We start from the raw sequence: 24,445 nt of genomic DNA on the forward strand, positions 1-24,445 counted from the left end.
GGGGAGGGCGTCAGGCGGCCCGGACGGTGGCCAGCGCCTTCGACCAGGACTCGACCTGGGTCAGCACGCGCTCCAGCTCCGCCTCGCGGAACTCCTGCGGCGTGAACTCGGGGTAGCTCGGGAAGTCCCCGGGGATCAGCAGGGTGACCTGCGCGGCCACCGACGCCAGGCTCAGCTCGGTCGCGACCAGCTTGAGGTGCTCGACGGCCCGCGCGGCGCCGACCGCGCCGTACCCGACGAAGCCGACCGCCTTGTTGGCCCACTCGGCGTAGACGAAGTCGAACGCGTTCTTCAGGGCGGCGGGCGGCGCGTGGTTGTACTCGGGGGTCACCACGACGAAGCCGTCGTACCCGGCGACGACCTCGGCCCAGCCCTTGGTGTGGTCGCCGGCGTACTGCCCGACCGCCGCGGGGATCTGCTCGTCGTAGAGCGGCAGGCCGTGGTCGGCGATGTCGACGACCTCGTACTCGGCCTCGGTGCGCTTGGAGGCGACCAGGTGCACCCAGTCCGCCACCGCACGGCCGATCCGGCCCGGCCGCGTGCTACCGACGATAATGGCGATCTTTGTCATTTCCCGTTCCCTGTCTTTCGGCTGAACCCAATTGTTCACGATCTCCGCGGGCGGCGAAAGAAGGCACTTTTCCTTCCCGTGGTAACACCGATGTTCCCTCTACCCGAATTGGATCGCGGGCGGAACAATCGGCGGCAAAGAAGGGGGCTCGATGGACGTCGCGGAGACCGCGGTGAGAACGGCGCGCTCGGGCCGCCCGGCCCTCGCGGTGCTGGCCACCGGCCAGCTCATGCTGATCGTCGACGGCACCGGCGTCGCGGTGGCGCTGCCGCGCATCCGCGAGGACCTCGGCCTGGCCGGCGCCGAGCTGTCCTGGGTCGTCAACGGCTACCTCGTCGCCTTCGGCGGGCTCCTGCTGCTGTGCGGGCGGCTCGGCGACCTGTTCGGACGGCGCCGGGTCTTCCTCGGCGGCATCGCGGTGTTCACCGCCGCGTCCGCGCTGTGCGGCGCGGCCGGGAGCGCGGCGCCGCTGGTGGCCGCGCGGTTCGTCCAGGGCGTGGGCTGCGCGATGGCGGGCTCGGTGATCACCGGGATGGTCGTGGTGCTGTTCCCCGAGGGCCGGGAGCGGGTCCGGGCCATCACCGTGATCGCGTTCGTGGCCGCGGGCGGCGGCTCGGTCGGCGCGCTCGGCGGCGGCGTGCTCACCGAGCTGGCCGGGTGGCGGTGGATGTTCCTGGTGAACCTGCCGATCGGCGCGCTGCTGCTGGCCTTCGGCCGCGGGACGCTGGCCCCCGACCACGGCGGCGGCCGGGACGGCGGGGCCGACCTGCTCGGCGCCGCGCTGGTCACCGGCGGCCTGATGCTGCTGGTGCTCGCGATCGGCGGTCTCGGGCCCGACGGCTTCGGCGCGGGGGTCTCCGCCGCGCTCGCGGCGGCGGGCCTGGCGCTGCTGGCGGGCTTCGTGCTGCGGCAGCGGCGGGCCGCGGCCCCGCTGCTGGAGCTGTCGATGTTCCGGTCCCGGGCGCTGTCAGGAGGGAACCTGCTCCAGGCCCTGTTCGTCGGCGCGATGTTCGGGTTCCAGTACCTCGTCACGCTCTACCTCCAGGAGGTGCTCGGCCTGGACTCGCTGGAGACCGGGCTCGCCTACCTGGCGGCCTCGGCCGTGATCGGGGCGACCTCGCTGGGGCTCGCCGGGCCGCTGATCGTCCGGCTCGGCGTGCGGCGGGTGCTGCTCGCGGGGCTGGGCGCCGGGATCCTCGCGTTCGGCTGGCTGGCCCGCGTGCCGGACGCGGGCGCGTTCGCGGTCGACGCGCTGCCCGCGATGCTGGTGCTCGGCGTCTCGGCGGGTCTGGTCCTCCCGGCGGCGACCGCGCTCGCGATGACCGGCGCGTCCGACGCCGACTCCGGGGTCCGCTCCGGTGTGACCGGCACGGCGCAGCAGGTCGGCGGCGCGCTCGGGCTCGCGGCCATGGCGGCGCTGGCCGCCGCCGCGACCGGTGACGAGGGCGCCGCCGGCGCCGCCCGGCGCGCCGCGCTGACCGAGGGCTACCGGCTCGGCTTCGTCGCGGGCGCGGTGCTGGTCGCGCTCGCGGCGGCGGTCGCGCTGACGCTGCCGCGCGACCGCCGTCCGGACGGTCAGTTGTAGCTGGCGACGGGCGGGTCGCCCACCCGCCGCACGCGGCGGGACGCGGCGCGGGCGGGCGCCGGCCGGGGCGGCGGCGCCGGACGCAGGTCGCGTGCGGCCCGCCGGCAGCGGGCGGCGGTGTCGTGGGCGCCCGCGGCGGTCGCGCGGCGCTCGGCGTCCAGCAGCGCGTGCCGCGCCTGCCGCGCGACGTCGTTCGCGAGCTGCGGGGAGTTGAGGACCACCAGCTGGCGGTAGTGGTGGACGAGGAGGTCGACCTCGCCGGGGGGCAGCGTGGCGATCCAGGCGATCGCGCGCCGGTGCCCGGCGATCCGCTGGCTGCGTGGGAGCTGGGCGTGCGCGATCTCGCGCAGGAGCGGCTGGCGGAAGGAGTACTCGCGGTCGCTGGCCCGTTCCGGGGCGCGCGGCGGGTCCTCCCCCCAGAAGCAGCCGGAGGGGACCAGGGGCGTGGTGATGGGGCGCCATCGGACCAGGAAGTCCTTGCGCTCCAGGGCGTAGAGGATCTCGGCGGTCTCCTCGGTGGTGCGGCCGGAGAGGGCGGCGACGCCCTCGACCCGCACCCGGCCCTGGAAGAACGTGGCGTCCCGCAGGACCGCGCGCTCGGGGAGCGAGAGCGTGTCGATGCGGGCGGTGAGCAGGGCGCGCAGCCGAGCGGGGACGGGCGGGGCGCCGTCGTTCGCGCCGCCGGTGCACGCGCGGACGGCGCGCGCGTACTCCTCCGCGTGCCGGGGGTTGCCGCCGACCAGGCCGAGCACCTGGGGGTCGGAGGCGCGGGGCAGGAGCGCGCCCGCGTCCTCGGGGGAGAGCGTGTCCAGGGTGAGCGTGGTGACGTCGCGTTTGCCGCACCCCCAGCGCGGCCGCGACTGCCGCAGCTCGGGCCGGGCCGTCACCACGATCAGGAGCGGGACCGGGGGGAGCCGCTCGGTCAGGTCCTCGACCTGGTCCAGCAGCGCGCCGTCGGCCCGGTGCAGGTCCTCCAGCACGATCGTCACAGGGGTGTCGAGCGCGAGGCCGGTGATGTGGCGGCGCCACTCCGCCCCGCCGGCCTCGGCCGGCGCCCGCTCGATCCGCAGGGCCGGGTCCGCGCCGTCCGGCAGCGAGCGCAGCGTGTCGGCGAGCGGCGCGAGGGGCTCGCCCGCGTACGGCGGGGTGCGGCCGACGAGCACGGGCCCGGGCAGGCCCGCGACGAACTCGGCGATGAGGCGGCTCTTGCCGATGCCGGGCTCGCCGAGGATGGTGGCCATGTGCGGGCGCTGCCTGCGCTCCACGTCGCCCAGCAGGCCGCGGAGGATCGCGAGGTCGCGGTCCCGGCCGAGGAGCGGTGCGCCGGTGCCGGCCGAGGGGGGCGCCGGGGCGGGCGGCGGCAGCGTCAGCTCGCGCCCGGCCGCGGCGACGTCGTCGCCCTCGGGGAGCGGGGGCAGGCCGGCGGCGCGGGCGGTCGCGCGGCACACCCGGATGGTGCCGGGCGGGGTGTGCGCCAGCAGTTGCTCGGCCGCGTGCGGCACCGTCCCCGACAGCTGCGCCGGGACGGTGTCGCCCTCGTCGCGGTAGGTCGCGAGGACCTCGCCGGTGGCGATCGCGATCTGGACGCCGAGGAACGCCGAGACCCGCCGCGTGATCCGCTCGCGGATGGCGAGCGCCGCGTGGATGGCACGTTCCGGGTCGTCCTCGTGGGAGCGGGGGAAGCCGAACACGACCGGACGCACCGAGCCCAGCGTCTCGCGGACCAGCCCGCCGTAGCGCCGGGCCTCCTCGTTGATGACGCGGGCGAGTTCGTTGAGCGCCTCGTCCACGCACTCGGAGTCGCCGTAGCCCACGTCCACGCGGGTGCGCACCTGCAGGACGCTCGCGCGCTTGCGCTCGGAGACGGAGCGCCGCGTGCCCGCGGGACCGGGAGCCCGCTCCGGTGCCGGCGCGGCGGCCTCCGCGCCTTCGGCGGCCACCGCGCCCTCGATGGTCACCGCCGCGTCGCGTGCCGTGCGCAGGGGCGGGGCCAGGCCGGGGTGCTGGTTGAGGATGTCCCGTTCCAGGTCCCGCAGCTCGGGCGCGGGGTCGAGGCCGAAGCCGTCCCGCAGGATGTCGCGCAGGCGCTGGTAGGCGGCCAGCGCCTCGGGCTGCCGCCCGCAGCGGTAGAGCGCCAGCATGAGCAGGCCGCACAGCCGCTCGCGGGCGGGCTCCTCCTCGGCCAGTGACGTCATCTCGCCGATCAGCGCGTGGTGGCGGCCGAGGGCGAGTTCGGCCTCCAGGCAGTCCTCCAGCGCGGCCAGCCGGGTCTCCTCCAGCATGGTCAGCTCGGGCCAGACGGTGCCGGTCTCGGTCACGTCGGCCATCGCGGGCCCCCGCCAGAGCGCGAGCGCCTCACGCAGCCGCCGGGCGGCGGGCTCCCACTGCTGCGCCCGGAAGTCGGCGCGGCCCCGGTCCACCAGCGCGTGGAAGCGGGTCACGTCGATGTCGCCGGGATCCACGCGGAGCAGGTAGCCGGGCGGGGCGGTCCGGAGCGCCACCTGCCCGTCCGCGGGGAGCGCGCGGCGCACGGCGGCGATCGCGTTCTGCACCATCTTGCGCGCGGTGGGCGGCACGGGATCGTCCCAGAGCGCGCGGATGAGGTCGCTGGTGGACACCACGGTGTTGGCGTGCAGCAGCAGGAAGCCCAGGGCCGCGCGCTGGTTGACCCCGCCGAGCGGGACGGGCCGGTCGTCTCGCCGCGCCTCCAGCGGGCCGAGCAGGCTGAATCGCAAGGGGATCCCCCTCTCGCTCGTCTCGACTCTTCATATTTCATACTAATTCTATCGAGTTTATCTGTATTGGGAAGGCGTCAGCGGTCGATACGGAAGAAGTCTGCATAACACTCCAGCTGGTGATCGAGCATGTGGATTCCGTGATGGACGGCGAGCCCGAGCGCGGCGGCCGCCCGCAGCAGCCGGGTCTCCCGGGGCCGCATGATGATGTCGGCGACCACGGCGCCGGGACGCAGCGCGGCGGGGTCGAACGGCAGCGGGTCGTCCGGGCGCAGCCCGAGCGGGGTCGCGTTGACCGCGACGTCGGCGTCCCGCACGCGCGGCGCGGCCGAGCCGGTCACCCGGCGCGGCCAGCGCCCGGCGAGGCGGCGGAGCAGGGCGTCGAGGCGGCCGGGGTCGGTGTCGCAGACCGACAGGTGCGCGGCGCCGGCCTCCAGGAGCGCCGCCGCCACGGCGGCTCCGGCCCCGCCGGCTCCGACCAGCGCGAACCGGCGGCCGTCCGGGTCGTGCCCGGCGCCGCGCAGACCGCCGACGAAGCCGGCGCCGTCGAAGTTGTCCGCGCGCCAACGCCCGCCGGCCTCGCGGCGGAGGGCGTTGGCGCTGCCGGTGAACGCCGCCGCCGGGGCCAACTCGTCCGCGTACCGGCAGATCTCGATCTTGTGCGGGACGGTGACGAGCAGGCCGTCCAGGTTGCCGACGCGCCGCAGCCCCGCGACGACCTCCGCCAGGTCGGCCGGGCGCACGTGCACCGGAACGAGGACGGCGTCCCGGCCGACCCGCTCCAGCAGCGCGTTGACCAGCGCCGGGGCCTGGACCTGCTCGATGGGGTCGCCCAGCACGGCCAGCAGCCGGGTGGTCCCGGTGATCCGCCCCATCTCAGCCCTCCCCGACCGGCATCGCCGCGAGCGCGGCGGCGACCCGCGACTCGGGGACGTCGCGCACCAGCTCGGCGCCGCGCGGGCCGTCCAGCACGAACGCCAGCCCGTCCGTGGCCTTCTTGTCCCGCCGCATGAGGTCGACGAGCGCGCCCGCGTCGCGTCCGGCGCCGGAGGGCAGCGCGGTCGGCAGCCCGTACGCCGCGACGACCGCGCGGTGCTCGGCGACGCGGTCCGGGCCGATCCGGCCGAGGAGCCCGGCGAGCCGGCCCGCGAACACCGTCCCGACCGCCACCGCCTCGCCGTGCCGCATCCGGTAGCCGGTCGCGCGTTCGAGCGCGTGGCCGAGCGTGTGCCCGTAGTTGAGCAGGTGTCGGGGCCCCGCGTCCCGCTCGTCGGCGGCCACGATCGCGGCCTTGAGCGCGACGCTCGCGGCGATCTGCTCCTCGACGGGTCGCCCGCGCAGGTCGCCCGCGCCGATGAAGTGGCAGCGCGCGATCTCCCCGTACCCGTTGACCCGCTCGCGCTCGGGCAGCGTCTCCAGGTAGTCGGTGTCGCAGAGGACCGCGCGGGGCTGCCAGTACGCCCCGACGAGGTTCTTGCCCTGCGGCAGGTTCACGGCGGTCTTCCCGCCGACGCTGGCGTCCACCTGCGCCAGCAGCGAGGTCGGCAGGTGCACGACGGCCACGCCCCGGTGGTAGAGGGACGCCGCCAGCCCCACGGCGTCGGTCGTGGTGCCGCCGCCGCAGGAGACGACCGCGTCCGAGCGGGTCAGCCCGGCGTCGGCGAAGCGCCGGCACAGCTCCTCCACCCACGCCAGCGTCTTGTGGACCTCCCCGTCCCGCGCCTGGACCACCGTGGACGGCACCCCGGGGTCGGGCGTCCACTCCGGCGGCCTGGCCGAGACGACGACCGCGCGCCGCGCCCCGATCCCGGCGACGACCCCGGGCAGCGCGGCGCGCACCCCGGGCCCGATCAGCACCTCGTAGGCGCGCTCGCCCAGTTCCACCTTGACGGCCCGCTCACCTCGTCCGGCCACGGTGGGCCTCCTCTCGTTCCGCCAGCAGCACGGCGCCGTGCAGGGACGACAGACCGCCCAGTTCCGCCCGCCGCACCGGCGGCGGCGCGTACCCCGGACGCGCGTACGCGGCGACGCGTCCGGCGACCGCCTCGGTGAACCCGGGCAGCGCGGCGGCCACCCCGCCGCCGAGCACGGCGACCTCCGGGTGGAACAGCTCGCCGAGGCTCGTCGCCGCCGCGGCGAGCGCGTCGAAGGCGGGCTCCAGCGCGCCGGCCGCCCAGCCCTCCCCGGCGGGCAGCGCGTCGCGCAGCTCCGCGAACGCGACCGCGCGGCCCCGGAGGCGGGCGGCCCGCCGCAGGATCGCGGGGCCCGACGCGGCCGCCTGGACGCAGCCGAACCGGCCGCAGTCGCACCGCTCCTCCCGCGCGGACCGGTCGACGACCAGGTGGCCGACCTCGCAGCCGGTGACGGGCGCGCCGTCCAGCACGACGCCGCCGCCGACGCCCGTGCCGACCCCGAGGTAGACCACGCCCGCCGCGCCCGCCCGCTCCGCCTCGGCGAGCGCCGCCAGGTCCCCGTCGTCGGCCCAGCGCACGGCGGCGCCGGGGAACAGCGCGCGCAGCCGCGCGCCCACGTCGAGCCCGGCCCAGCCGGGGCGGCCCGGCCACGCCGTGACGCGCCCCGACGGCCCGACGGTGGCGGGCAGCGCCACGCCCACGGCCCCGACCGGCGCCCCGGCGCGCAGCCGCGCGACCTCGCGGGCCAGCGCGGCCCAGTCCGCCTCCGGGTCCGGCGGGCGGCCCGAGGGCCAGCGGAACGCGGTGTCGCGGGGCGCCCGGCCGCCGGAGGCCAGCCGCAGCGCGACCTTCGTTCCGCCCACGTCGATGCCGAGCCGCGCCGGGGCCTCCCTCGCCGCGGCCCCCGTCACCGCGGCACCAGCGCCGTCAGCGCCCGCGCCGCGAGCAGGTAGCCGAGCGAGCCCAGCCCGACGACCACCCCGTCGGCCACCGGCGCCAGCACCGACTCGTGGCGGAAGCTCTCGCGCGCCCACACGTTCGACAGGTGCACCTCGATCCACGGGCGGGGGTAGGCGGCGAGCGCGTCGCGCAGCCCCCAGCCCGCGATCATCAGCGCGCCCGGGTTCACGATCGCGCCGACCGTGTCCCACCGGGCGTGCACCGCCTCGATCAGCTCGCCCTCCGACTCGCGCTGCACCGACACGACCTCCCAGCCGCGCGCCGCCACCTCCGCGCGCACGAGGGACTCGATGTCGGCCAGCGTGTCGGTCCCGTAGATCTCCGGTTCCCGGCGTCCGAGAATCCCGAGGTTCGGTCCGTTCAACAAAAGCAACTGCACGACCGCTGTTATAACATGCGCCGCGCAATTGATGGGTGAAAGGGCGTCGCATCCCTTGGGCAAGGGAAATATAGGGGGGTGGATAGGGGATATGAAAAACGTCCGCCGCTTGGGTACGGTGCCGATGAAATCCCCGCTGAGGGACGGTTTGCCGCACAGTCGGGCACGCATTTCGCGGAGGACGTGGCGCAGATGAGCGATATCGGGTTGCCGGAGTGGCCGCAGTATGACGAGCGGGAGCGGGCGGGACTGATCCGCGCGCTGGAGCAGGGCCAGTGGTGGCGCATGGGCGGCGGCGAGGTCGACGCCTTCGAGCGGGAGTTCGCCGAGCACGAGGGCGCCCGGCACGCGCTCGCCGTGACGAACGGGACGCACGCCCTGGAGCTGGCGCTCCAGGTGCTCGGGGTCGGCGAGGGCGACGAGGTCGTGGTGCCGGCGTTCACCTTCATCTCCTCCTCGCAGGCGGCGCAGCGGCTCGGGGCGGTGGCGGTGCCGGTGGACGTCGACCCCGAGACCTACTGCATCGACGTGGCGGCCGCCGAGCGGGCGGTCGGGCCGCGCACCCGGGCGATCATGCCGGTGCACATGGCCGGGCAGATCGCCGACATGGACGGGCTGGCCAAGCTGTCGGCCGACAGCGGCGTCCCGCTCGTCCAGGACGCGGCGCACGCCCAGGGCGCCCGCTGGAACGGCCGGCGGGTGGGGGAGTTCGGCTCCGTCGCCGCCTACAGCTTCCAGAACGGCAAGCTGATGACGGCCGGGGAGGGCGGCGCGGTCACCTTCCCCGACCGCGAGTCCTACGAGGAGGCGTTCCTGCGGCACAGCTGCGGGCGGCCGCGCGAGGACCGCGGCTACCGGCACCGGACCTCGGGGTCGAACTTCCGCCTGAACGAGTTCTCCGCCGCCGTCCTGCGCGCCCAGCTCAGCCGGGTGGACGAGCAGGCCGACACGCGGGAGCGGCGGGCGCCGCTGCTCGCCCGGCTGCTGGCGGAGATCCCGGGCGTCGTCCCGCAGGGGCGCGACCCCCGCGCCGACCGGGTGCCGCACTACATGGCGATGTTCCGCGTCCCGGGGCTGGCGGGGGAGCGGCGCGACGCGCTCGTCGACGACCTCGTCTCCCGCGGCGTGCCCGCGTTCGTGGTGTTCCGCGCGATCTACCGCACCGACGCGTTCTGGGAGACCGGCGCGCCGGACGCGACCGTGGACGAGCTGGCCGCGCGCTGCCCGAACGCCGACGCGCTCTCCGCGGACGGCGTCTGGCTGCACCACCGCACGCTGCTCGCGGCCGAGGAGCAGATCCACCGGGTGGCCGAGATCGTCGCCGCCGCCGTCGCGGACGCCACGGCGCGCCAGGGCACCGCGAAATGAGCGCCCGGCTGAGGGTCGCGCTGGTCGGCCTCGGCTGGGCGGGGCGGCGGATCTGGCTGCCCCGGCTGCACGAGCACGAGCGCTACACGGTCACCGCCGTCGTCGATCCCGACGCGGACGCGCGCGCGGCGGCGGGGGCGCCGGTCGCGGTGGCCTCCGTCGAGGACCTCGATCCGGCGCTGGTCGACCTCGCGGTGGTGGCCGTCCCGAACCACCTGCACAGCCCCGTCGCGGCCCGGCTGCTGGCCCGGGGCGTGCCGGTCTTCGTGGAGAAGCCGGTGTGCCTCAGCGTGGCCGAGGCCGACCGGCTCGCGGCGGCCGAGCGGGAGGGCGGCGCGGTCCTGCTGGCCGGGAGCGCCGCCCGGTACCGCGCCGACGTCCAGGCGCTGCTGGGCCTGGCGGCCGAGCTGGGCCCGATCCGGCACGTGGACCTGTCCTGGGTGCGCGCGCACGGCGTGCCCGCGGCGGGCGGCTGGTTCGTCCGGCGCGAGCAGGCGGGCGGCGGCGCGCTCCTCGACCTCGGCTGGCACCTGCTCGACACCGTCGAGCCGCTGCTCGGCCCGGTGGTCTTCGACCAGGTCGTCGGGACGGTCTCCGCCGACTTCGTCAACGACCACTCGCGCCGCGCGCGCTGGAAGGACGCCGGGGACGGCGCCCCGGGCCCGCTCGCCGCCGGCGACGTCGAGGACACCGCGCGCGGCTTCCTGGTCACCGACCGGGGCGTCTCGGTCGCGCTGCGGACGAGCTGGGCCTCGCACGAGGCCCGCGACGTCACCGCGATCACCGTCGAGGGCGGCGCCGGGACGGCCGCGCTGCGCTGCACGTTCGGGTTCAGCACGAACCGGCAGGAGTCCTCGACGCTCGTGCGCACCGGGCGCGGCGTCACCCGGGCCGTGCCGGTGCCGGGGGAGCCGGTCGGCGCCGAGTACTCCCGCCAGCTCGACGAGCTGCCCGGCCTGCTGGCCGACCCGGCGCGCGGCGGCGCGGCGATCGGGCGGGCCCGCGAGATGATCGCGGCGATCGAGCGGCTGTACGACTCGGCGCGGTCGGCCGGGCGGGCGCCGGAGCTGGCGGGAGCGGGGGCCGGGCATGGCCGGTGAGCTCCCCGGCGTGACGCGCGCGGTGGTCTTCGACCTCGACGGCGTCATCGTCGACAGCTTCGAGGTGATGCGCCGCGCGTTCCGCACCGCCTACGCCGAGGTGATGGGCGACGGCCCCGCGCCGTTCGAGGAGTACAGCAAGCATCTCGGCCGCTACTTCCCCGACATCATGCGCATCATGGGCCTGCCGGCGGAGATCGAGGAGCCGTTCGTCCGGGAGAGCTACCGGCTCGCGGGGGAGGTCACCGTCTTCGACGGCGTCGGGCCGCTGCTGGCGGAGCTGAACCGGCGCGGGCTGCGGCTCGCCGTCGCGACCGGCAAGAGCGGGCCGAGGGCGCGGTCGCTGCTGCGCGTGCTCGGCATCGCCGGGCACTTCGAGCACATCATCGGCTCGGACGAGGTGCCGCGCCCGAAGCCCGCGCCCGACATCGTCGAGCACGCCCTGGACCTGCTCGGCGTCCGCGCGGCGGAGGCGGTGATGGTCGGCGACGCCGTCACCGACCTGCGCAGCGCCCGGGGCGCCGGGGTCGCGGCGGTCGCCGCGCTGTGGGGCGAGGGCGATCCCGCGCCGCTGCTGGCCGAGCGGCCGGACGCGGTGCTGCGCCGCCCCGCCGACCTGCTGGGCCTGCTGGGCCCGCCCCTCGATTCCGTTCCCGCCGCGGCCCCTGCCGCGCGTAAGGACCCTTAGGGGGACGGTTAGGGGATTGCCCGGACCGTTCTTTGAAGAGACTGGACCGCACGGGCCCGCGACCATTCGCGAGCGCTTTTCGTTCAGGACCCACTCTCTTTGGGGGATGCGCCGGGATGCTGCGAACGGAGCTGATTCGGCCGCTGCCCGAATTGTTGACCGAACACGCCCGCCGCGCTCCCCGGAAGATCGCCTTCCGGGACGCGCGGCGGGCCGTCGCCTATGCGGAACTGGAAACGCGGACGCGCCGCCTCGCGGGCCATCTCGCCGAGCGCCGGCTCCAGCCGGGCGACCGCGCGGCCCTCCTGCTCGGCAACCGCGTCGAGATGGTCGAGGGCTATCTGGCGCTGGTCCGGGCGGGCGCGGTCGGCGTCCCGGTGAACCCGCGCCTCACCGAGGCGGAGCTGGCGCACCTCCTCGACGACAGCGGCGCCCGGCTGGTGCTCACCGAGGCCGCGCACGCCGCGCCCGGCGCGCCGCTGGGCCGCGTGCTCCGGGACCGGCCGGACATCACGGTCGTCGTCGTGGGCGACGCCCCGCCGGGGGCGCTCTCCTTCGAGGCGCTCGCGGGGACCGAGCCCGTCACGCCCGCCCGCGACGACCTCGGCCTGGACGACCCGGCCTGGATGCTCTACACCTCCGGCACCACCGGCAGGCCGAAGGGGGTCGTGTCCACCCAGCGCAACTGCCTGTGGTCGGTCGCGGCCTGCTACGTCCCGGTGCCGGGGCTGACGGCCGAGGACCGCGTCCTGTGGCCGCTGCCGCTGTTCCACAGCCTCTCCCACATCGCGTGCGTGCTCGGCGTCACGGCGGTCGGCGCGACCGCGCGCGTCCTGGACGGCTTCAGCGCGGCCGAGGTGCTCGCCGCGCTGCGCGAGGACGGGGCCACGTTCCTCGCGGGCGTCCCGACGATGTACCACCACCTCGTCCGCGCCGCGCGCGAGGACGGGTTCCGGGCGCCGCACCTGCGGATGTGCCTGGTCGGCGGCGCGGTCACCACGGCGGCGCTGCGCCGGGAGTTCGAGGAGGCGTTCGGCGCGCCGCTGCTGGACGCCTACGGCAGCACCGAGACCTGCGGGTCCATCACGATCAACTGGCCGACCGGCGCCCGCGTCGAGGGGTCGTGCGGCCTGCCCGTGCCGGGCCTCGGCGTGCGGCTGGTGGACCCCGAGACCGGCGTGGACGCCGGGCCGGGCGAGGAGGGCGAGGTCTGGGTCCGCGGCCCGAGCGTGATGGCCGGCTACCACAACCAGCCCGAGGCCACCGCCGCCGCGTTCCGCGACGGCTGGTACCGCACCGGCGACCTGGCCCGGCGGGACGCGGCCGGCTACTTCACCATCACCGGGCGGATCAAGGAACTGATCATCCGGGGCGGCGAGAACATCCACCCGGGAGAGGTGGAGGAGGTCCTGCGCGGCCGGCCCGGGGTCGCCGACGTCGCGGTCGCCGGGCGCCCGCACGAGGTGCTCGGCGAGGTGCCGGTGGCCTTCGTGGTGCCGGGCCCGGACGGCCTGGACCCGGAGGCGCTGCTCGCCGCCTGCCGGGAGCGCCTCGCCTACTTCAAGGTGCCGGAGGAGCTGTACGAGATCGACGAGGTCCCGCGCACGGCCTCGGGGAAGGTCACCCGCCGCGTCCTGCTGGAGCGCCCGGCGCGGCTGCGCGCGTCCGGCGCGGGCCGCCACGACACGCTGTTCCGGCTGGACTGGATCCCGCTGCCCTCCGTCCCGGGCCGGTCAGGTTCGGGCGACGCCGCACCCGAGGTCGTCCTGGCGGCGGACGCGCACGGCCTCGCCGCCCGGCTGAGGGAGTGGGCGGGCGACGAGCGGAACGCGGGCGCGCACCGCGTCGTCGTGACGCGCGGGGCGGTCGGCGTCGAGGGCACGGACGCCGGTCCGGATGCCGGGCAGGCCGCGGTGTGGGGCGTGGTGCGCTGCGTCCAGGCCGAGTTCCCGGGCCGGTTCACGCTGCTCGACCTGGACGCCGTCGCGGACGCCGACGCCGAGCGGCTCGCCGCCGAGGTGGTGGCGGCGGGCGAGCCGCAGGCGGCCGTCCGGTCGGGCGTGCCGCTGGTGCCGCGCGCGGCGCGGGTCGCCACGGCGGCGGACGCCGGTGCCCGGCCCCCGTTCGGCGCGGACCGGGCCGTCCTCCTCACCGGCGCGGACGGCGAACTCGGCGCCGCCGTCGCCCGCCACCTGACCGGGGCCTACAGCGTCCGGAGGCTGGTGCTGGCGGGCGAGCGCGGCGCGGCGGACCTGCGCGCCGACCTGGACGAGCGGGGCGTCGAGGTCGCCGTCGCCGACCTCGACACCGACGCGCTCGGCGCGCACGGCCCGGTCGGGGCCGTCGTGCACGCATCCGGCGACGGGGACGACGCGGTGCGCCTGTCCGAACTCGCCGCCGGTTGGGACCTGGACGCGTTCGTGCTGCTCTCCCCGGTCACCGGGCTTCTCGGGGCCGCGGGGCGGGAGGACGAGGCCGCGCCGGCCGCCTCCTTCGACGCGCTGGCCCGCCGCCGCGCGGCCGGGGGGCTGCCCGCACTGTCGCTGGCGGTCGGGCCCGTCGAGGGCGGCGCGCCGCCGCCCGGCGCCGGGCGGCTCACGGCCCAGGAGCGCACGGCGATGCTGGACGCGGCGCTCGCGTCCGGCGACACCTGCCTCGCCGCGTTCCGCCTGGACCTCGCGGCGCTGCGGGCCGACGAGGTGCCCGCCCCGCTGCGCGGCCTGGTCGAGGCGCCGTCGTCCTCGTCGGCCCCGGTGGCGGCCGACGGCGCCGTGACGGCCGGACTGCGCCGCCGCCTCCTGGACCTGCCCGGCGAGAGCGACCGCGACCGGCTGCTGAGCGACCTGGTCCGCGCGGAGGTCGCCGGTCTGCTCGGGGACGGCGGGGACGTCCCCGCCGACGCGGCCTTCCGCGACCTGGGCCTCACCTCGGTGACCGCGGTCGCGCTGCGCGACCGGCTCGTCGTCCGGTCGGGCCTGGCGCTCCCCGCCACCTTGGCCTTCGACCACCCGTCCCCGCTCGCCGTGGCGCGGTACCTGCGGGCGGCGCTGCTCGGCGAGGACACCGCCGGGGCCGCCGCCGTCCCGCACGTCTCGTCCGGCGAGCCCGTCGCGATCGTGGGCATGGCGTGCCGCCTCCCCGGCGGGATCTCCTCCCCCGACGGCCTGTGGCGCCTCGTCGCCGAGGGCGCGGAGGCGATCACCGGGTTCCCCGCCGACCGGGGCTGGGACCTGGAGTCCGTGCGCTCGGCCACGCGGCACGGCGGGTTCCTCCACGACGCCGGGGACTTCGACGCGGCGTTCTTCGGCGTCTCCCCGCGCGAGGCGCTGGCCATGGACCCGCAGCAGCGGCTGCTGCTGGAGGTGTCGTGGGAGGCGCTGGAGCGGGCGGGCGTCGATCCCACCTCGCTGCGCGGCCGCGACGTCGGCGTCTTCTCCGGCCTGATGTACCACGACTACGCGACCGACCTCGGCGACGTGCCCGCCGACCTGGAGGGCTATCTGGGCACCGGCAACTCCGGCAGCGTCGCCTCCGGCCGCGTGTCCTACACGCTGGGGCTGGAGGGCCCGGCGGTGACGGTGGACACGGCGTGCTCGTCGTCGCTGGTGGCGCTGCACCTGGCGGCGCAGTCGCTGCGCTCGGGCGAGTCGTCGCTGGCGCTGGCCGGGGGAGTGGCCGTGATGGCCCGTCCCACGTCGTTCGTCGAGTTCACCAGGCAGGGCGCGCTGGCCTCCGACGGCCGCTGCAAGGCGTTCGCCGAGGCCGCCGACGGCACCGCCTGGTCCGAGGGCGTCGGGGTGCTGGTCCTGGAGCGCCTGTCGGACGCGCGCCGCAACGGCCACGAGGTCTTGGCGGTGGTGCGCGGCTCGGCGGTGAACCAGGACGGGGCGTCCAACGGCCTGACCGCGCCTAATGGCCCCTCCCAGGAGCGGGTGATCCGCCAGGCGCTGGCCAACGCCGGTCTGACCGGCGCGGACGTCGATGCCGTCGAGGGCCATGGCACGGGCACGAGGCTGGGCGACCCCATTGAGGCGCAGGCGCTGCTGGCGACCTACGGCCAGGACCGCCCGGACGATCAGCCGCTGTGGCTCGGGTCGCTGAAGTCGAACATCGGGCACGCGCAGGCGGCTGCGGGCGTGGCCGGTGTGATCAAGATGGTGCAGGCGCTCCGCAGCGGCGTGCTGCCCAGGACCCTGCACGTGGACGCGCCGTCGTCGAAGGTGGACTGGTCGTCCGGCGGCGTCCGGCTGCTGGACGAGGCGCGCGGCTGGCCCGAGGTGGACCGTCCGCGCCGGGCGGGGGTGTCGTCGTTCGGCGTGTCCGGCACCAACGCCCACGTGATCATCGAGCAGGCTCCGGACGCCGCGTCCCCCGGCGTCCCCTCGGCGCCCGACCTGGACGTGGTCGCCCTGCCGGTCTCAGCCCGCGCGGCGGCCGCGCTGCGCGCGCAGGCCGGGCTGCTGCGCGACGACGTCCTCGCCCGTCCCGAGACCCGGCCGGCCGACATCGCCTCCTCCTTGGCCACGACCCGCGCCGCGCTGCACCACCGCGCGGTGGTCGTGGCGGGTGGCCGGGACGAGGCCGCCGCCGGGCTGGGCGCGCTCGCGGAGGGGGCCCCCGCGCAGGACGTCGTGTCGGGCGTCGCCGACGTGGACGGCAGGACGGTGTTCGTGTTCCCCGGCCAGGGCACGCAGTGGGCCGGGATGGGCGCGGAGCTGCTGGAGACGTCGCCGGTCTTCGCCGCCCGGCTGGCCGAGGTCGCCGCCGCGCTCTCCGCCCACGTGGACTGGTCGCTCACCGAGGAGCTGCGCGGCCCCCTCGACCGGGTGGACGTCGTGCAGCCCGCCTCCTTCGCGGTCATGGTCGCGCTGGCGGAGGTGTGGCGCTCCTACGGCGTGGCACCGGACGCGGTCGTGGGCCACTCCCAGGGCGAGATCGCCGCGGCGCACGTCGCCGGGGCGCTGTCACTGGAGGACGCGGCGCGCGTGGTGGCGCTGCGGAGCCAGGCCATCGCGCGAGGTCCGTCCGGCCGGGGCGGGATGGTGTCGGTCGCGCTGCCGGTCGAGGAGGTCGCCGCCCGGCTCGTCCCCGGGCTGGAGATCGCGGCCGTCAACGGCCCCGCCTCGGCGGTCGTCTCGGGCGACCCGCACGCCCTGGACGAGCTGGTCGCGGCCTGCGAGTCCGACGGCGTGCGCGCGCGGCGGATCCCGGTCGACTACGCCTCGCACACCTCCCACGTCGAGTCGATCGAGGACGAGCTGGCCGACCTGCTCGACGGCCTCGCTCCACGGCCGTCGCGGGTGCCGTTCTTCTCCACGGTCGAGGGCCGGTGGCTCGACACCACGACGCTCGACGGCGGCTACTGGTACCGCAACCTGCGCCGGACGGTCCGGTTCGCCGACGCCGTCGAGACCCTCGCCGACGAGGGCTTCCGCGCGTTCGTCGAGGTCAGCGCGCATCCCGTGCTGGCGCCCGCGATCGCGGAGCTCGCGCCGGAGCCGTCGGTGGTCGTCGGGACGCTGCGCCGCGACGACGGCGGCACGCGGCGCCTGCTGCTCTCGCTCGGCGAACTGCACGTGCGGGGCGTCCCGGTCGACTGGACGGCGGTGTTCGCGGGCGCCGAGCCGCGTCCGGTCGCGCTGCCGACCTACGCCTTCCAGCGCGAGCGCTACTGGCTCGAACCCGCCCGGGGCGCCGGAGCCGGGGCGGAGGCGGCCGGGCACCCGCTGCTCGACGCGCTCGTCCCGCTCGCCGGAGCGGACGGCGCCGTGCTCACCGGGCGGCTGACCGCGCGCGACCCGCGATGGCTCGCCGACCACCGCGTGGACGGCGCCGTGCTGCTGCCCGGCACCGCGCTGCTCGACGTCCTCCACCACATCGGCGACGCGCGCGGCGCGCCCGCCGTCGCCGAGCTGACCGGGTCCGCGCCGATCGTGGTGCCCGAGGGCGGGGCGCTCGACGTCCAGTTCCACGTGGAGGGACGGACCGTCCGCGTCCACACGCGCGACGGCGCCGACGCGGAGTGGACCGAGAACGCCACCGCGACGCTGACCGACGACACCCGTCCCGGCACGGCCGTCCCCTGGCCGCCGCCCGCCGCCGCGCGCCCGCTCGACCTCGACGGCTTCTACGACGACCTCACCGTCGACTACGGCCCGGCCTTCCACGCGGTCCGGGCGGCCTGGGCGGGCGACGGGGAGGCGTGGGTCGAGCTCCGGCTCCCGGAGGACGTCGACCCGGACGGCTACGGTCTCCACCCCGCGCTGCTCGACGCCGCCCTGCACCCGATCGCCGCCGCGCGGCTGCTGCCCGACCCCGACCGGCCGCGCCTGGCGTTCTCGTGGTCGGGTGTGCGCCTGCACGCGACCGGCGCGCGGACGCTGCGCGTCCACCTGACCGCGATCGGGCCCGACGCCGTGTCCATCAGCGCGGCGGACCCGTCCGGGACGCCGGTGGTGGACGTCGCGTCGCTCACGCTGCGCCCGCTCGACCCCGGCCGCCTCGCCTCGGGCGGCGCGCGCGGCCGGATGTTCGAGGTGACGTGGGTTCCGGCGGACGAGGCGGTGCGTCCGGTGCCGGAGGTCGTCGTGCACCGCGTGGAAGGCGGCGACCCCGCGCTGCCGCTCGCCGAACGCGTCCGCGCGGTGGGGCTCGACGTCCTGCGCGTCCTGCGCGAGTGGCCGGACGACCCGCGCGCGGCCGCGGCCCGACTCCTGGTCGTCACCCGGCCGGACGACCTCGCGCACGAGGCGGTCCGCGGCCTGGTGCGCAGCGCGCAGTCGGAGCACCCCGGCCGGTTCGCGTCCCTGGTCACCGGCGACCCGGCCGACGCGGCGGTCGCCGCCGCGCTCCCGCTGGTCTCCGAGGAACCGCGGCTCGCGGTGCGCGAGGGGCGCGTGCTGGTGGCGCGGCTCACCCGCGCGCCGCTCCCGGAGCCGCCGGAGCGCTCGCGGCTGGCGGGCGGGACCGTGCTGGTCACCGGCGCGACGGGCGGGCTCGGCCGGCTCGTCGCCGGGCACCTCGTCCGGGCGCACGGCGTCGCGGAGCTGGTCCTGCTCTCGCGGTCCGGCGCGCCGGAGGAATGGGTCGAGGAGCTGTCCGGGCACGGGGCGCGGGTGCGGGCCGTCGCGGCCGACGTGGCGGACCGGGACGCCCTCGCCGCGGTCGTCGGGCAGGTCGCCGACCGGCTCACCGGCGTGGTCCACGCGGCCGGGATCGTCGCCGACGGCGTGCTGGCCTCGCTCGGACCGGACGCCTGGAACGCCGCCCTCGCGCCCAAGGTGGACGGCGCCTGGAACCTCCACGAGCTGACCCGCGACCTCGACCTCGCCGCGTTCGTCCTGTACTCCTCGGCGTCCGCCACGTTCGGCAGCCCGGGGCAGGGCAACTACGCGGCCGGGAACGCCTTCCTCGACGCGCTCGCCCGCCACCGGCGGGAGCGGGGACTGTCCGCGGTCTCCCTGGCGTGGGGGCTGTGGGGCGGGGCCGAAGGGATGGGCGGACGGCTCTCCGACACCGACCTCGCGCGGATGGCGCGCGCCGGGACCCGTCCGCTGACCGCCGAGCAGGGCCTCGCGCTGTTCGACGCCGCGCTGGAGAGCGACCGCCCGGCGCTCGTGCCGATCCGGCTGGACCTCGCGGCCGTCCGCGCGGGCGGCGAGGTGCCGCCGCTGCTGCGTTCCCTGGCGCCCGCCAAGGCCCGGCGGGCGGAGACCGGCCCCGAGATCCCGCACGCGAGCGACCTGCTCGACGTCGTGCGGGGCGCGGCGGCCGCCGTCCTCGGGCACGCCGGGCCCGACGCCGTCGAACCGGGACGCGCGTTCCGGGAGCTCGGCCTCGACTCCCTCACGGCGGTGGAACTGCGCAACCGGCTGGCCGAGGCCACCGGGCTCCGCCTGCCCGCGACGCTGGTCTTCGACCATCCCACGGCCGAGCGGCTGGCCGCGCACCTGCGCTCCGCGCTCTCCGGGACGGCGGCTGCGCCCCGGTCGGTGTCCTCGGCGGTCGCGGGCTCGGACGCCGTCGCGATCGTGGCGATGGCGTGCCGCTTCCCCGGGGACGTGGACTCGGCCGAGGACCTGTGGCGGTTCGTGACCACCGGCGGCGACGCGGTCACCGCCTTCCCGGCGGACCGCGGCTGGGACCTCGACGGCGTCCACGACCCCGACCCCGACGCGCCGGGCCGGACCTACGTCCGGGGCGGCGGGTTCCTGCGCGGCGTGGCCGACTTCGACGCGGACTTCTTCGGCGTCTCCCCGCGCGAGGCGCTGGCCATGGACCCGCAGCAGCGGCTGCTGCTGGAGGTGTCGTGGGAGGCGCTGGAGCGGGCGGGCGTCGACCCCACGTCGCTGCGCGGGACCCCCACCGGCGTCTTCGTCGGGACGCACGGCCAGGACTACGGGACGAACGCCGCCCGCGACCGGGTCGACGAGGGCTACCTCGTCATCGGCACCGCGGCGAGCGTGCTGACCGGCCGGGTCTCCTACTCACTCGGGCTGGAGGGCCCGGCGGTGACGGTGGACACGGCGTGCTCGTCGTCGCTGGTGGCGCTGCACCTGGCCGCGCAGTCGCTGCGCTCGGGCGAGTCGTCGCTGGCGCTCGCGGGCGGCGTCTCGATCATGTCCACGCTGGAGGGCGTGGTCGGCTTCTCCCGGCAGCGCGGGCTGGCCGCCGACGGCCGCTGCAAGGCGTTCGGCGAGGACGCCGACGGCTTCGGCATGTCGGAGGGCGTCGGGGTGCTGGTGCTGGAGCGCCTGTCGGACGCGCGCCGCAACGGCCACGAGGTACTGGCGGTGGTGCGGGGTTCGGCCGTGAACCAGGACGGGGCGTCCAACGGTCTGACCGCGCCGAACGGCCCCTCCCAGGAGCGGGTGATCCGCCAGGCGCTCGCGAACGCCGGTCTGACCGGCGCGGACGTCGACGCCGTCGAGGCCCACGGGACGGGCACGAGGCTGGGCGACCCCATCGAGGCGCAGGCGCTGCTGGCGACCTACGGCCAGGACCGCCCGGACGACCGGCCGCTGTGGCTGGGTTCGGTCAAGTCGAACCTCGGCCACACGCAGGCGGCCGCGGGCGTGGCCGGCGTCATCAAGATGGTGCAGGCGCTCCGCAACGGCGTGCTGCCCCGGACCCTGCACGCGGAGACCCCGTCGTCGCGGATCGACTGGTCGGCGGGCGACGTCCGGCTGCTGGACGAGCCGCGCGAGTGGCCCGAGGTCGGCCGTCCGCGCCGGGCGGGCGTGTCGTCGTTCGGGGTGTCCGGCACCAACGCCCACGTGATCATCGAGGAGGCGGAGCCGGTCGCCGAGCCGGTCGCCGCGGCCGAGGCCGCGGAACCGGCCGTGACGGTGTGGCCGGTGTCGGCGCGCGGGCCGGAGGCGCTGCGGGCGCAGGCGGCCCGGCTCGCGTCGTTCGCCAGGCAGGACGGCGCCCCGGCCGGGGCGGAGATCGGGCACGCGCTGGCCACCGCCCGAGCGGCCCTCACCGACCGCGCCGTCATCGTGGCCGCCGACCGGGTCGAGGCGGCGGAGGCGCTCGACGCCCTGGCGCAGGGCGACCCGTCCCCGGCCCTGGTCACCGGCACGGCGGACGTCACGGGCCGGACGGTCTTCGTGTTCCCCGGCCAGGGCGCCCAGTGGGCGGGGATGGGCCGCGCCCTCGCCGAGGCGTCCCCGGTCTTCGCCGACGCGCTGGCCGAGGCGGCGCGGGCCCTGGAGCCCTACGTCGCCTGGTCTTTGACCGACCCCCTGGACCGGGTGGACGTCGTCCAGCCCGCCTCGTTCGCGGTGAACGTGGCACTGGCGCGGCTGTGGGAGTCGTTCGGCGTCCGTCCCGACGCCGTCGTCGGGCACTCGCAGGGCGAGATCGCCGCCGCGCACATCGCCGGAGCGCTCTCCCTGGAGGACGCGGCGCGCGTGGTGGCGCTGCGGAGCCAGGCCATCGCGCGCGGGCTGGCGGGCCGGGGCGGCATGGTGTCGGTCGCGCTCCCGCTGGACCAGGTGACCGCGCGGCTGACCGGCGACCTGGAGATCGCCGTGGTCAACGGCCCGTCGTCGGTGGTCGTCGCGGGGGACCCGAGCGCCCTGGACGAGCTGGTCGGGGCCTGCGAGTCCGACGGCGTCCGGGTGCGGCGGATCGCGGTCGACTACGCCTCGCACAGCTCGCACGTCGAGTCGATCGAGGAGGAGTTGGCCGCGCTCCTCGACGGCATCACGCCGCAGCCGTCGCGGGTGCCGTTCTTCTCGACGGTCGAGGGCCGGTGGCTCGACACCACGACGCTCGACGGCGGCTACTGGTACCGCAACCTGCGCCGGACGGTCCGTTTCGCCGACGCCGTCGAGACCCTCGCCGAGGAGGGCTTCCGCGCGTTCGTCGAGGTCAGCGCGCATCCCGTGCTCTCGGCGAGCGTCCAGGAGATCCTGGACGACCGTCCGGCCGCCGTCGTCGGCTCGCTCCGCCGCGACGACGGCGACCTGCGGCGCTTCCTGCTGTCGCTCGGCGAGCTCCAGGTGCGCGGCGTGCCCGTCGACTGGTCGGCGCTCCACACCCCGGCGCCCCGGCCGGTGCGGCTGCCGACGTATGCGTTCCAGCGGCGCCGCTACTGGATCGAGCCGTCCGGGTCCCTGCTGGAGACGGTCACGCCCGACCCGGAGACCGGCGGCGTGCTCGCCTCGGGCCGCCTCTCCCTCACCGGCCGGCCCTGGTTGGCCGACCACGCCGTGGCGGGACGCGTCCTGCTGCCGGGCGCGGCCTTCGTCGAGCTGGCCCTGCGGGCCGCGCGGGAGACCGGCGCCACCGCACTGGACGACCTGGTCATCGAGGCGCCGCTGGCGATCCCGGACCACGGCGCGGTGGAGGTCTCGGTCTCCGTCGGCGCCGAGGACGATGCCGGGAGGCGCCCGCTGAGCGTCCACGCCCGTCCCGAGCCGGACGCCCCCTGGACGCGGCACGCCACCGGCCGGGTGACGGCCGACAGCCCCGTCCCCGCGCCGGTGGCGTGGCCGCCCACCGGAGCCGAGCCGGTCGACCTCGCCTCCTTCTACGACGGCCTCGCCGAGCGCGGATACGAATACGGCCCGGCGTTCCGGGGGCTGCGTGCCGCGTGGACCCGAGGCGACGAGGTGTTCGCGGAAGTGGAGCTGCCCGAAGGCGTCACGGCGGACGGCTTCGGCCTGCACCCCGCCCTGCTGGACGCGGCGCTCCAGTCCGCGAACCTGGGCGCGGCGCCGCGCTCCGCCGACGGCAGGCCCCTCCTCCCGTTCGCCTGGAACGACGTCGCCCACCACGCGTCCGGCGCCACGGCGCTGCGCGTGCACGCCGCGCGGGCGGGCGAGGACGCCGTGTCCTTCGCGATCACCGACCGGACCGGGCGCCCGGTCGCCGGGATCGGCTCGCTGGTGCTGCGCCCGGCCGCCGAGCCCGCCGCCGACGCCCTGCACCGGATCGCCTGGACGCCCGTGCGGACGTCCCCGGACGCCGCGCCGCTCGCGCCCGGGGACGTGCTCGACCTCACCGGCGTGCCCGGCGGCGCGCCGCCCGAGGCGGCCCGCGCACTGGTCGAGCGGGCCCTGCGCGGGATCGCCGGCGGGCCCCCGAAGGTCGTCCTCACCCGCCCCGGGCCCGCCGGGTCGGCCGTGCGGGGGCTGCTCCGCACGGCGCGGCTGGAGGACCCGGAGCCGATCACGCTCGTGGAGGCCGACGACCCGGACGCCGCGCGCCCCCTGCTGCCCGCCGCGCACGCGGCGGACGAGCCGGAACTCGCCGTCCGCGCCGGTGGGCTGCACGCGCCCCGGTTGGCGCGGGCGGGGGCCGGCGGCGCGGGGCCCGGACTCGACCCGGACGGCACGGTGCTGGTCACCGGCGGCACCGGGACGCTGGGCGGGCTGGTCGCGCGGCACCTGGCCGCCGTGCACGGCGTCCGCGAGCTGGTGCTGGTCAGCCGCCGGGGCCCGGCCGCCCCCGGCGCGGGCGAGCTGGCGGACGAGCTGCGCGCGGCCGGCGCCCGGGTGCGCGTGGTCGCGGCGGACGTCTCCGACCGGGCCGCCCTCGCGCGCCTGCTGGCAGAGGTACCGGCCGAGCACCCGCTGACGGCCGTCGTGCACACGGCGGCGGTGCTGGACGACGGCGTGCTGGCGTCGCTGACCCCGGGGCGCGTCGACACGGTGTTCCGCCCCAAGGCGGACGCGGCCTGGCACCTGCACGAGCTGACCCGCGACCTGGACCTGGCGGCGTTCGTCCTGTTCTCCTCCGGCGCAGGGGTCTTCGGCAACCCGGGCCAGGGCAACTACGCGGCGGCCAACGGGTTCCTCGACGGGCTGGCCGAGGCGCGGCGCGCCGAAGGGCTGCCCGCCGTCTCGCTGGCCTGGGGCCTGTGGGACGAGGCGTCCGGCCTCACCGGCCGCCTCGGCGAGGCGGGCCGCGACCGGCTCGCCGAGGGGCTCCAGGTGGCGCTCTCGTCATCGGAGGCCCTCGCGCTGCTGGACCTCGCGCTGCGCGCCGGCGCCGAGGCCGTGCTCGTCCCCACCCGGCTCGACCACGCGGCGCTCCGCGACCGGGCGAGCGAGGGCACGCTGCCCGCGCTGCTGCGCGGCCTGGTGCGGACGGCGCCGCGCGCGGCCGCGGCCGTGGCCGCGCCGGCCGAGGAGGGCCTGGCCGACCGCCTCGCCCGGCTTCCGGAGGCCGAGCGGCTCCGCGAGCTGGTCGAGCTGGTGCGCGCCACCGCCTCGGACGTCCTCGGCCGCCCCGCCGGGGAGCCCGTGCGGGCGGACCAGGCGTTCAAGGACACCGGGTTCGACTCGCTGGCCGCCGTCCGGATGCGCAACCGGCTCGCCGAGGCGACGGGCGTGCGGCTCGCCGCCACCGCCGTCTTCGACCATCCCACCCCGGTCGCGCTCGCCGAGCACCTGCGCGCCGAACTCGGCGTCGCGCCGCGCGAGGAGGCCCCGCCCGCCCTGCGTGAACTGGAACGGCTGGAACGCGCGCTCGGCGACCCCCCGGCGGACGGCGCGCTCCGCGACCGGATCCTCGCGCGCCTCGACGCCCTGACCGCCCGCCTCGCCGGGTCCGGCGAGCCCGGCCCCGACCTGGAGGCGGCGAGCGACGACCAGCTCTTCGCGCTCGTCGACCACGAACTCGGACAGGTCTGAA

Annotated in this window: 11 protein-coding genes; 5 read left to right on the forward strand and 6 right to left on the reverse strand. The window is 77.2% G+C overall.

Annotated features, from left to right (window positions below; genetic code table 11):
* Nucleotides 1-10: 10 nt before the first annotated feature.
* The gene (locus KLI87_RS18625; RefSeq protein WP_156218228.1) at nucleotides 11-571 is read right to left on the reverse strand and encodes an NADPH-dependent FMN reductase; all 561 of its coding nucleotides are present in this window, start codon (nucleotides 569-571) and stop codon (nucleotides 11-13) included.
* A 151-nt stretch (nucleotides 572-722) separates the two neighbouring features.
* On the opposite strand from KLI87_RS18625, the gene KLI87_RS18630 reads away from it, so the two are divergent.
* Complete coding sequence (locus KLI87_RS18630; protein ID WP_214618012.1) at nucleotides 723-2,156, forward strand: MFS transporter; 1,434 nt, start codon at nucleotides 723-725, stop codon at nucleotides 2,154-2,156.
* Here the strand turns inward: KLI87_RS18630 and KLI87_RS18635 are convergent.
* From KLI87_RS18635 to KLI87_RS18655, 5 genes are all read right to left on the reverse strand, one after another.
* The gene (locus KLI87_RS18635) at nucleotides 2,147-4,891 is read right to left on the reverse strand and encodes a BTAD domain-containing putative transcriptional regulator (protein WP_214618013.1); all 2,745 of its coding nucleotides are present in this window, start codon (nucleotides 4,889-4,891) and stop codon (nucleotides 2,147-2,149) included. The genes KLI87_RS18630 and KLI87_RS18635 overlap by 10 nt on opposite strands.
* Nucleotides 4,892-4,968: 77 nt before the next feature.
* A complete protein-coding gene (locus KLI87_RS18640) occupies nucleotides 4,969-5,766 on the reverse strand; it encodes a shikimate dehydrogenase (protein WP_214618014.1) in 798 nt (265 codons plus the stop codon).
* A 1-nt stretch (nucleotide 5,767) separates the two neighbouring features.
* Complete coding sequence (locus tag KLI87_RS18645) at nucleotides 5,768-6,805, reverse strand: 3-dehydroquinate synthase (protein ID WP_214618015.1); 1,038 nt, start codon at nucleotides 6,803-6,805, stop codon at nucleotides 5,768-5,770.
* Nucleotides 6,789-7,715 (reverse strand): ROK family protein, encoded by a 927-nt coding sequence (locus KLI87_RS18650; protein ID WP_214618016.1) that lies wholly within the window; start codon nucleotides 7,713-7,715, stop codon nucleotides 6,789-6,791. Before KLI87_RS18650 ends, KLI87_RS18645 begins: the two co-directional genes overlap by 17 nt.
* Nucleotides 7,712-8,143, reverse strand: coding sequence for a type II 3-dehydroquinate dehydratase (locus KLI87_RS18655; protein ID WP_242887707.1), 432 nt, complete (start codon nucleotides 8,141-8,143; stop codon nucleotides 7,712-7,714). The genes KLI87_RS18650 and KLI87_RS18655 overlap by 4 nt, the downstream gene beginning before the upstream one ends.
* Nucleotides 8,144-8,335: 192 nt before the next feature.
* Between KLI87_RS18655 and KLI87_RS18660 the strand changes: the two genes are divergently transcribed.
* From KLI87_RS18660 to KLI87_RS18675, 4 genes are all read left to right on the forward strand, one after another.
* Entirely contained in the window at nucleotides 8,336-9,511 is a 1,176-nt protein-coding gene (locus KLI87_RS18660) for a DegT/DnrJ/EryC1/StrS family aminotransferase (protein WP_156218223.1), read from the forward strand.
* Nucleotides 9,508-10,611, forward strand: coding sequence for a Gfo/Idh/MocA family protein (locus tag KLI87_RS18665; RefSeq protein WP_214618017.1), 1,104 nt, complete (start codon nucleotides 9,508-9,510; stop codon nucleotides 10,609-10,611). Before KLI87_RS18660 ends, KLI87_RS18665 begins: the two co-directional genes overlap by 4 nt.
* On the forward strand, nucleotides 10,601-11,299 hold the full coding sequence (locus KLI87_RS18670; protein ID WP_214618018.1) for an HAD-IA family hydrolase: 699 nt from the start codon (nucleotides 10,601-10,603) through the stop codon (nucleotides 11,297-11,299). The genes KLI87_RS18665 and KLI87_RS18670 overlap by 11 nt, the downstream gene beginning before the upstream one ends.
* A 116-nt stretch (nucleotides 11,300-11,415) precedes the next feature.
* Nucleotides 11,416-24,444, forward strand: a complete 13,029-nt coding sequence (locus tag KLI87_RS18675) for a type I polyketide synthase (protein WP_214618019.1) — start codon at nucleotides 11,416-11,418, stop codon at nucleotides 24,442-24,444.
* The last annotated feature ends 1 nt before the right edge of the window (nucleotide 24,445 follow it).

The sequence above is a fragment of the Actinomadura sp. NEAU-AAG7 genome, from assembly GCF_018603865.1.
Classification (GTDB): domain Bacteria; phylum Actinomycetota; class Actinomycetes; order Streptosporangiales; family Streptosporangiaceae; genus Spirillospora; species Spirillospora litoris.

Excerpts from the sequence above, each read along its gene's own strand:
- KLI87_RS18625 (WP_156218228.1), bottom strand. The coding sequence starts at position 571 with ATGACAAAGATCGCCATTATCGTCGGTAGCACGCGGCCGGGCCGGATC.
- KLI87_RS18670 (WP_214618018.1), top strand. The coding sequence starts at position 10,601 with ATGGCCGGTGAGCTCCCCGGCGTGACGCGCGCGGTGGTCTTCGACCTC.
- KLI87_RS18675 (WP_214618019.1), top strand. The coding sequence starts at position 11,416 with ATGCTGCGAACGGAGCTGATTCGGCCGCTGCCCGAATTGTTGACCGAA.
- KLI87_RS18665 (WP_214618017.1), top strand. The coding sequence starts at position 9,508 with ATGAGCGCCCGGCTGAGGGTCGCGCTGGTCGGCCTCGGCTGGGCGGGG.
- KLI87_RS18640 (WP_214618014.1), bottom strand. The coding sequence starts at position 5,766 with ATGGGGCGGATCACCGGGACCACCCGGCTGCTGGCCGTGCTGGGCGAC.
- KLI87_RS18630 (WP_214618012.1), top strand. The coding sequence starts at position 723 with ATGGACGTCGCGGAGACCGCGGTGAGAACGGCGCGCTCGGGCCGCCCG.
- KLI87_RS18660 (WP_156218223.1), top strand. The coding sequence starts at position 8,336 with ATGAGCGATATCGGGTTGCCGGAGTGGCCGCAGTATGACGAGCGGGAG.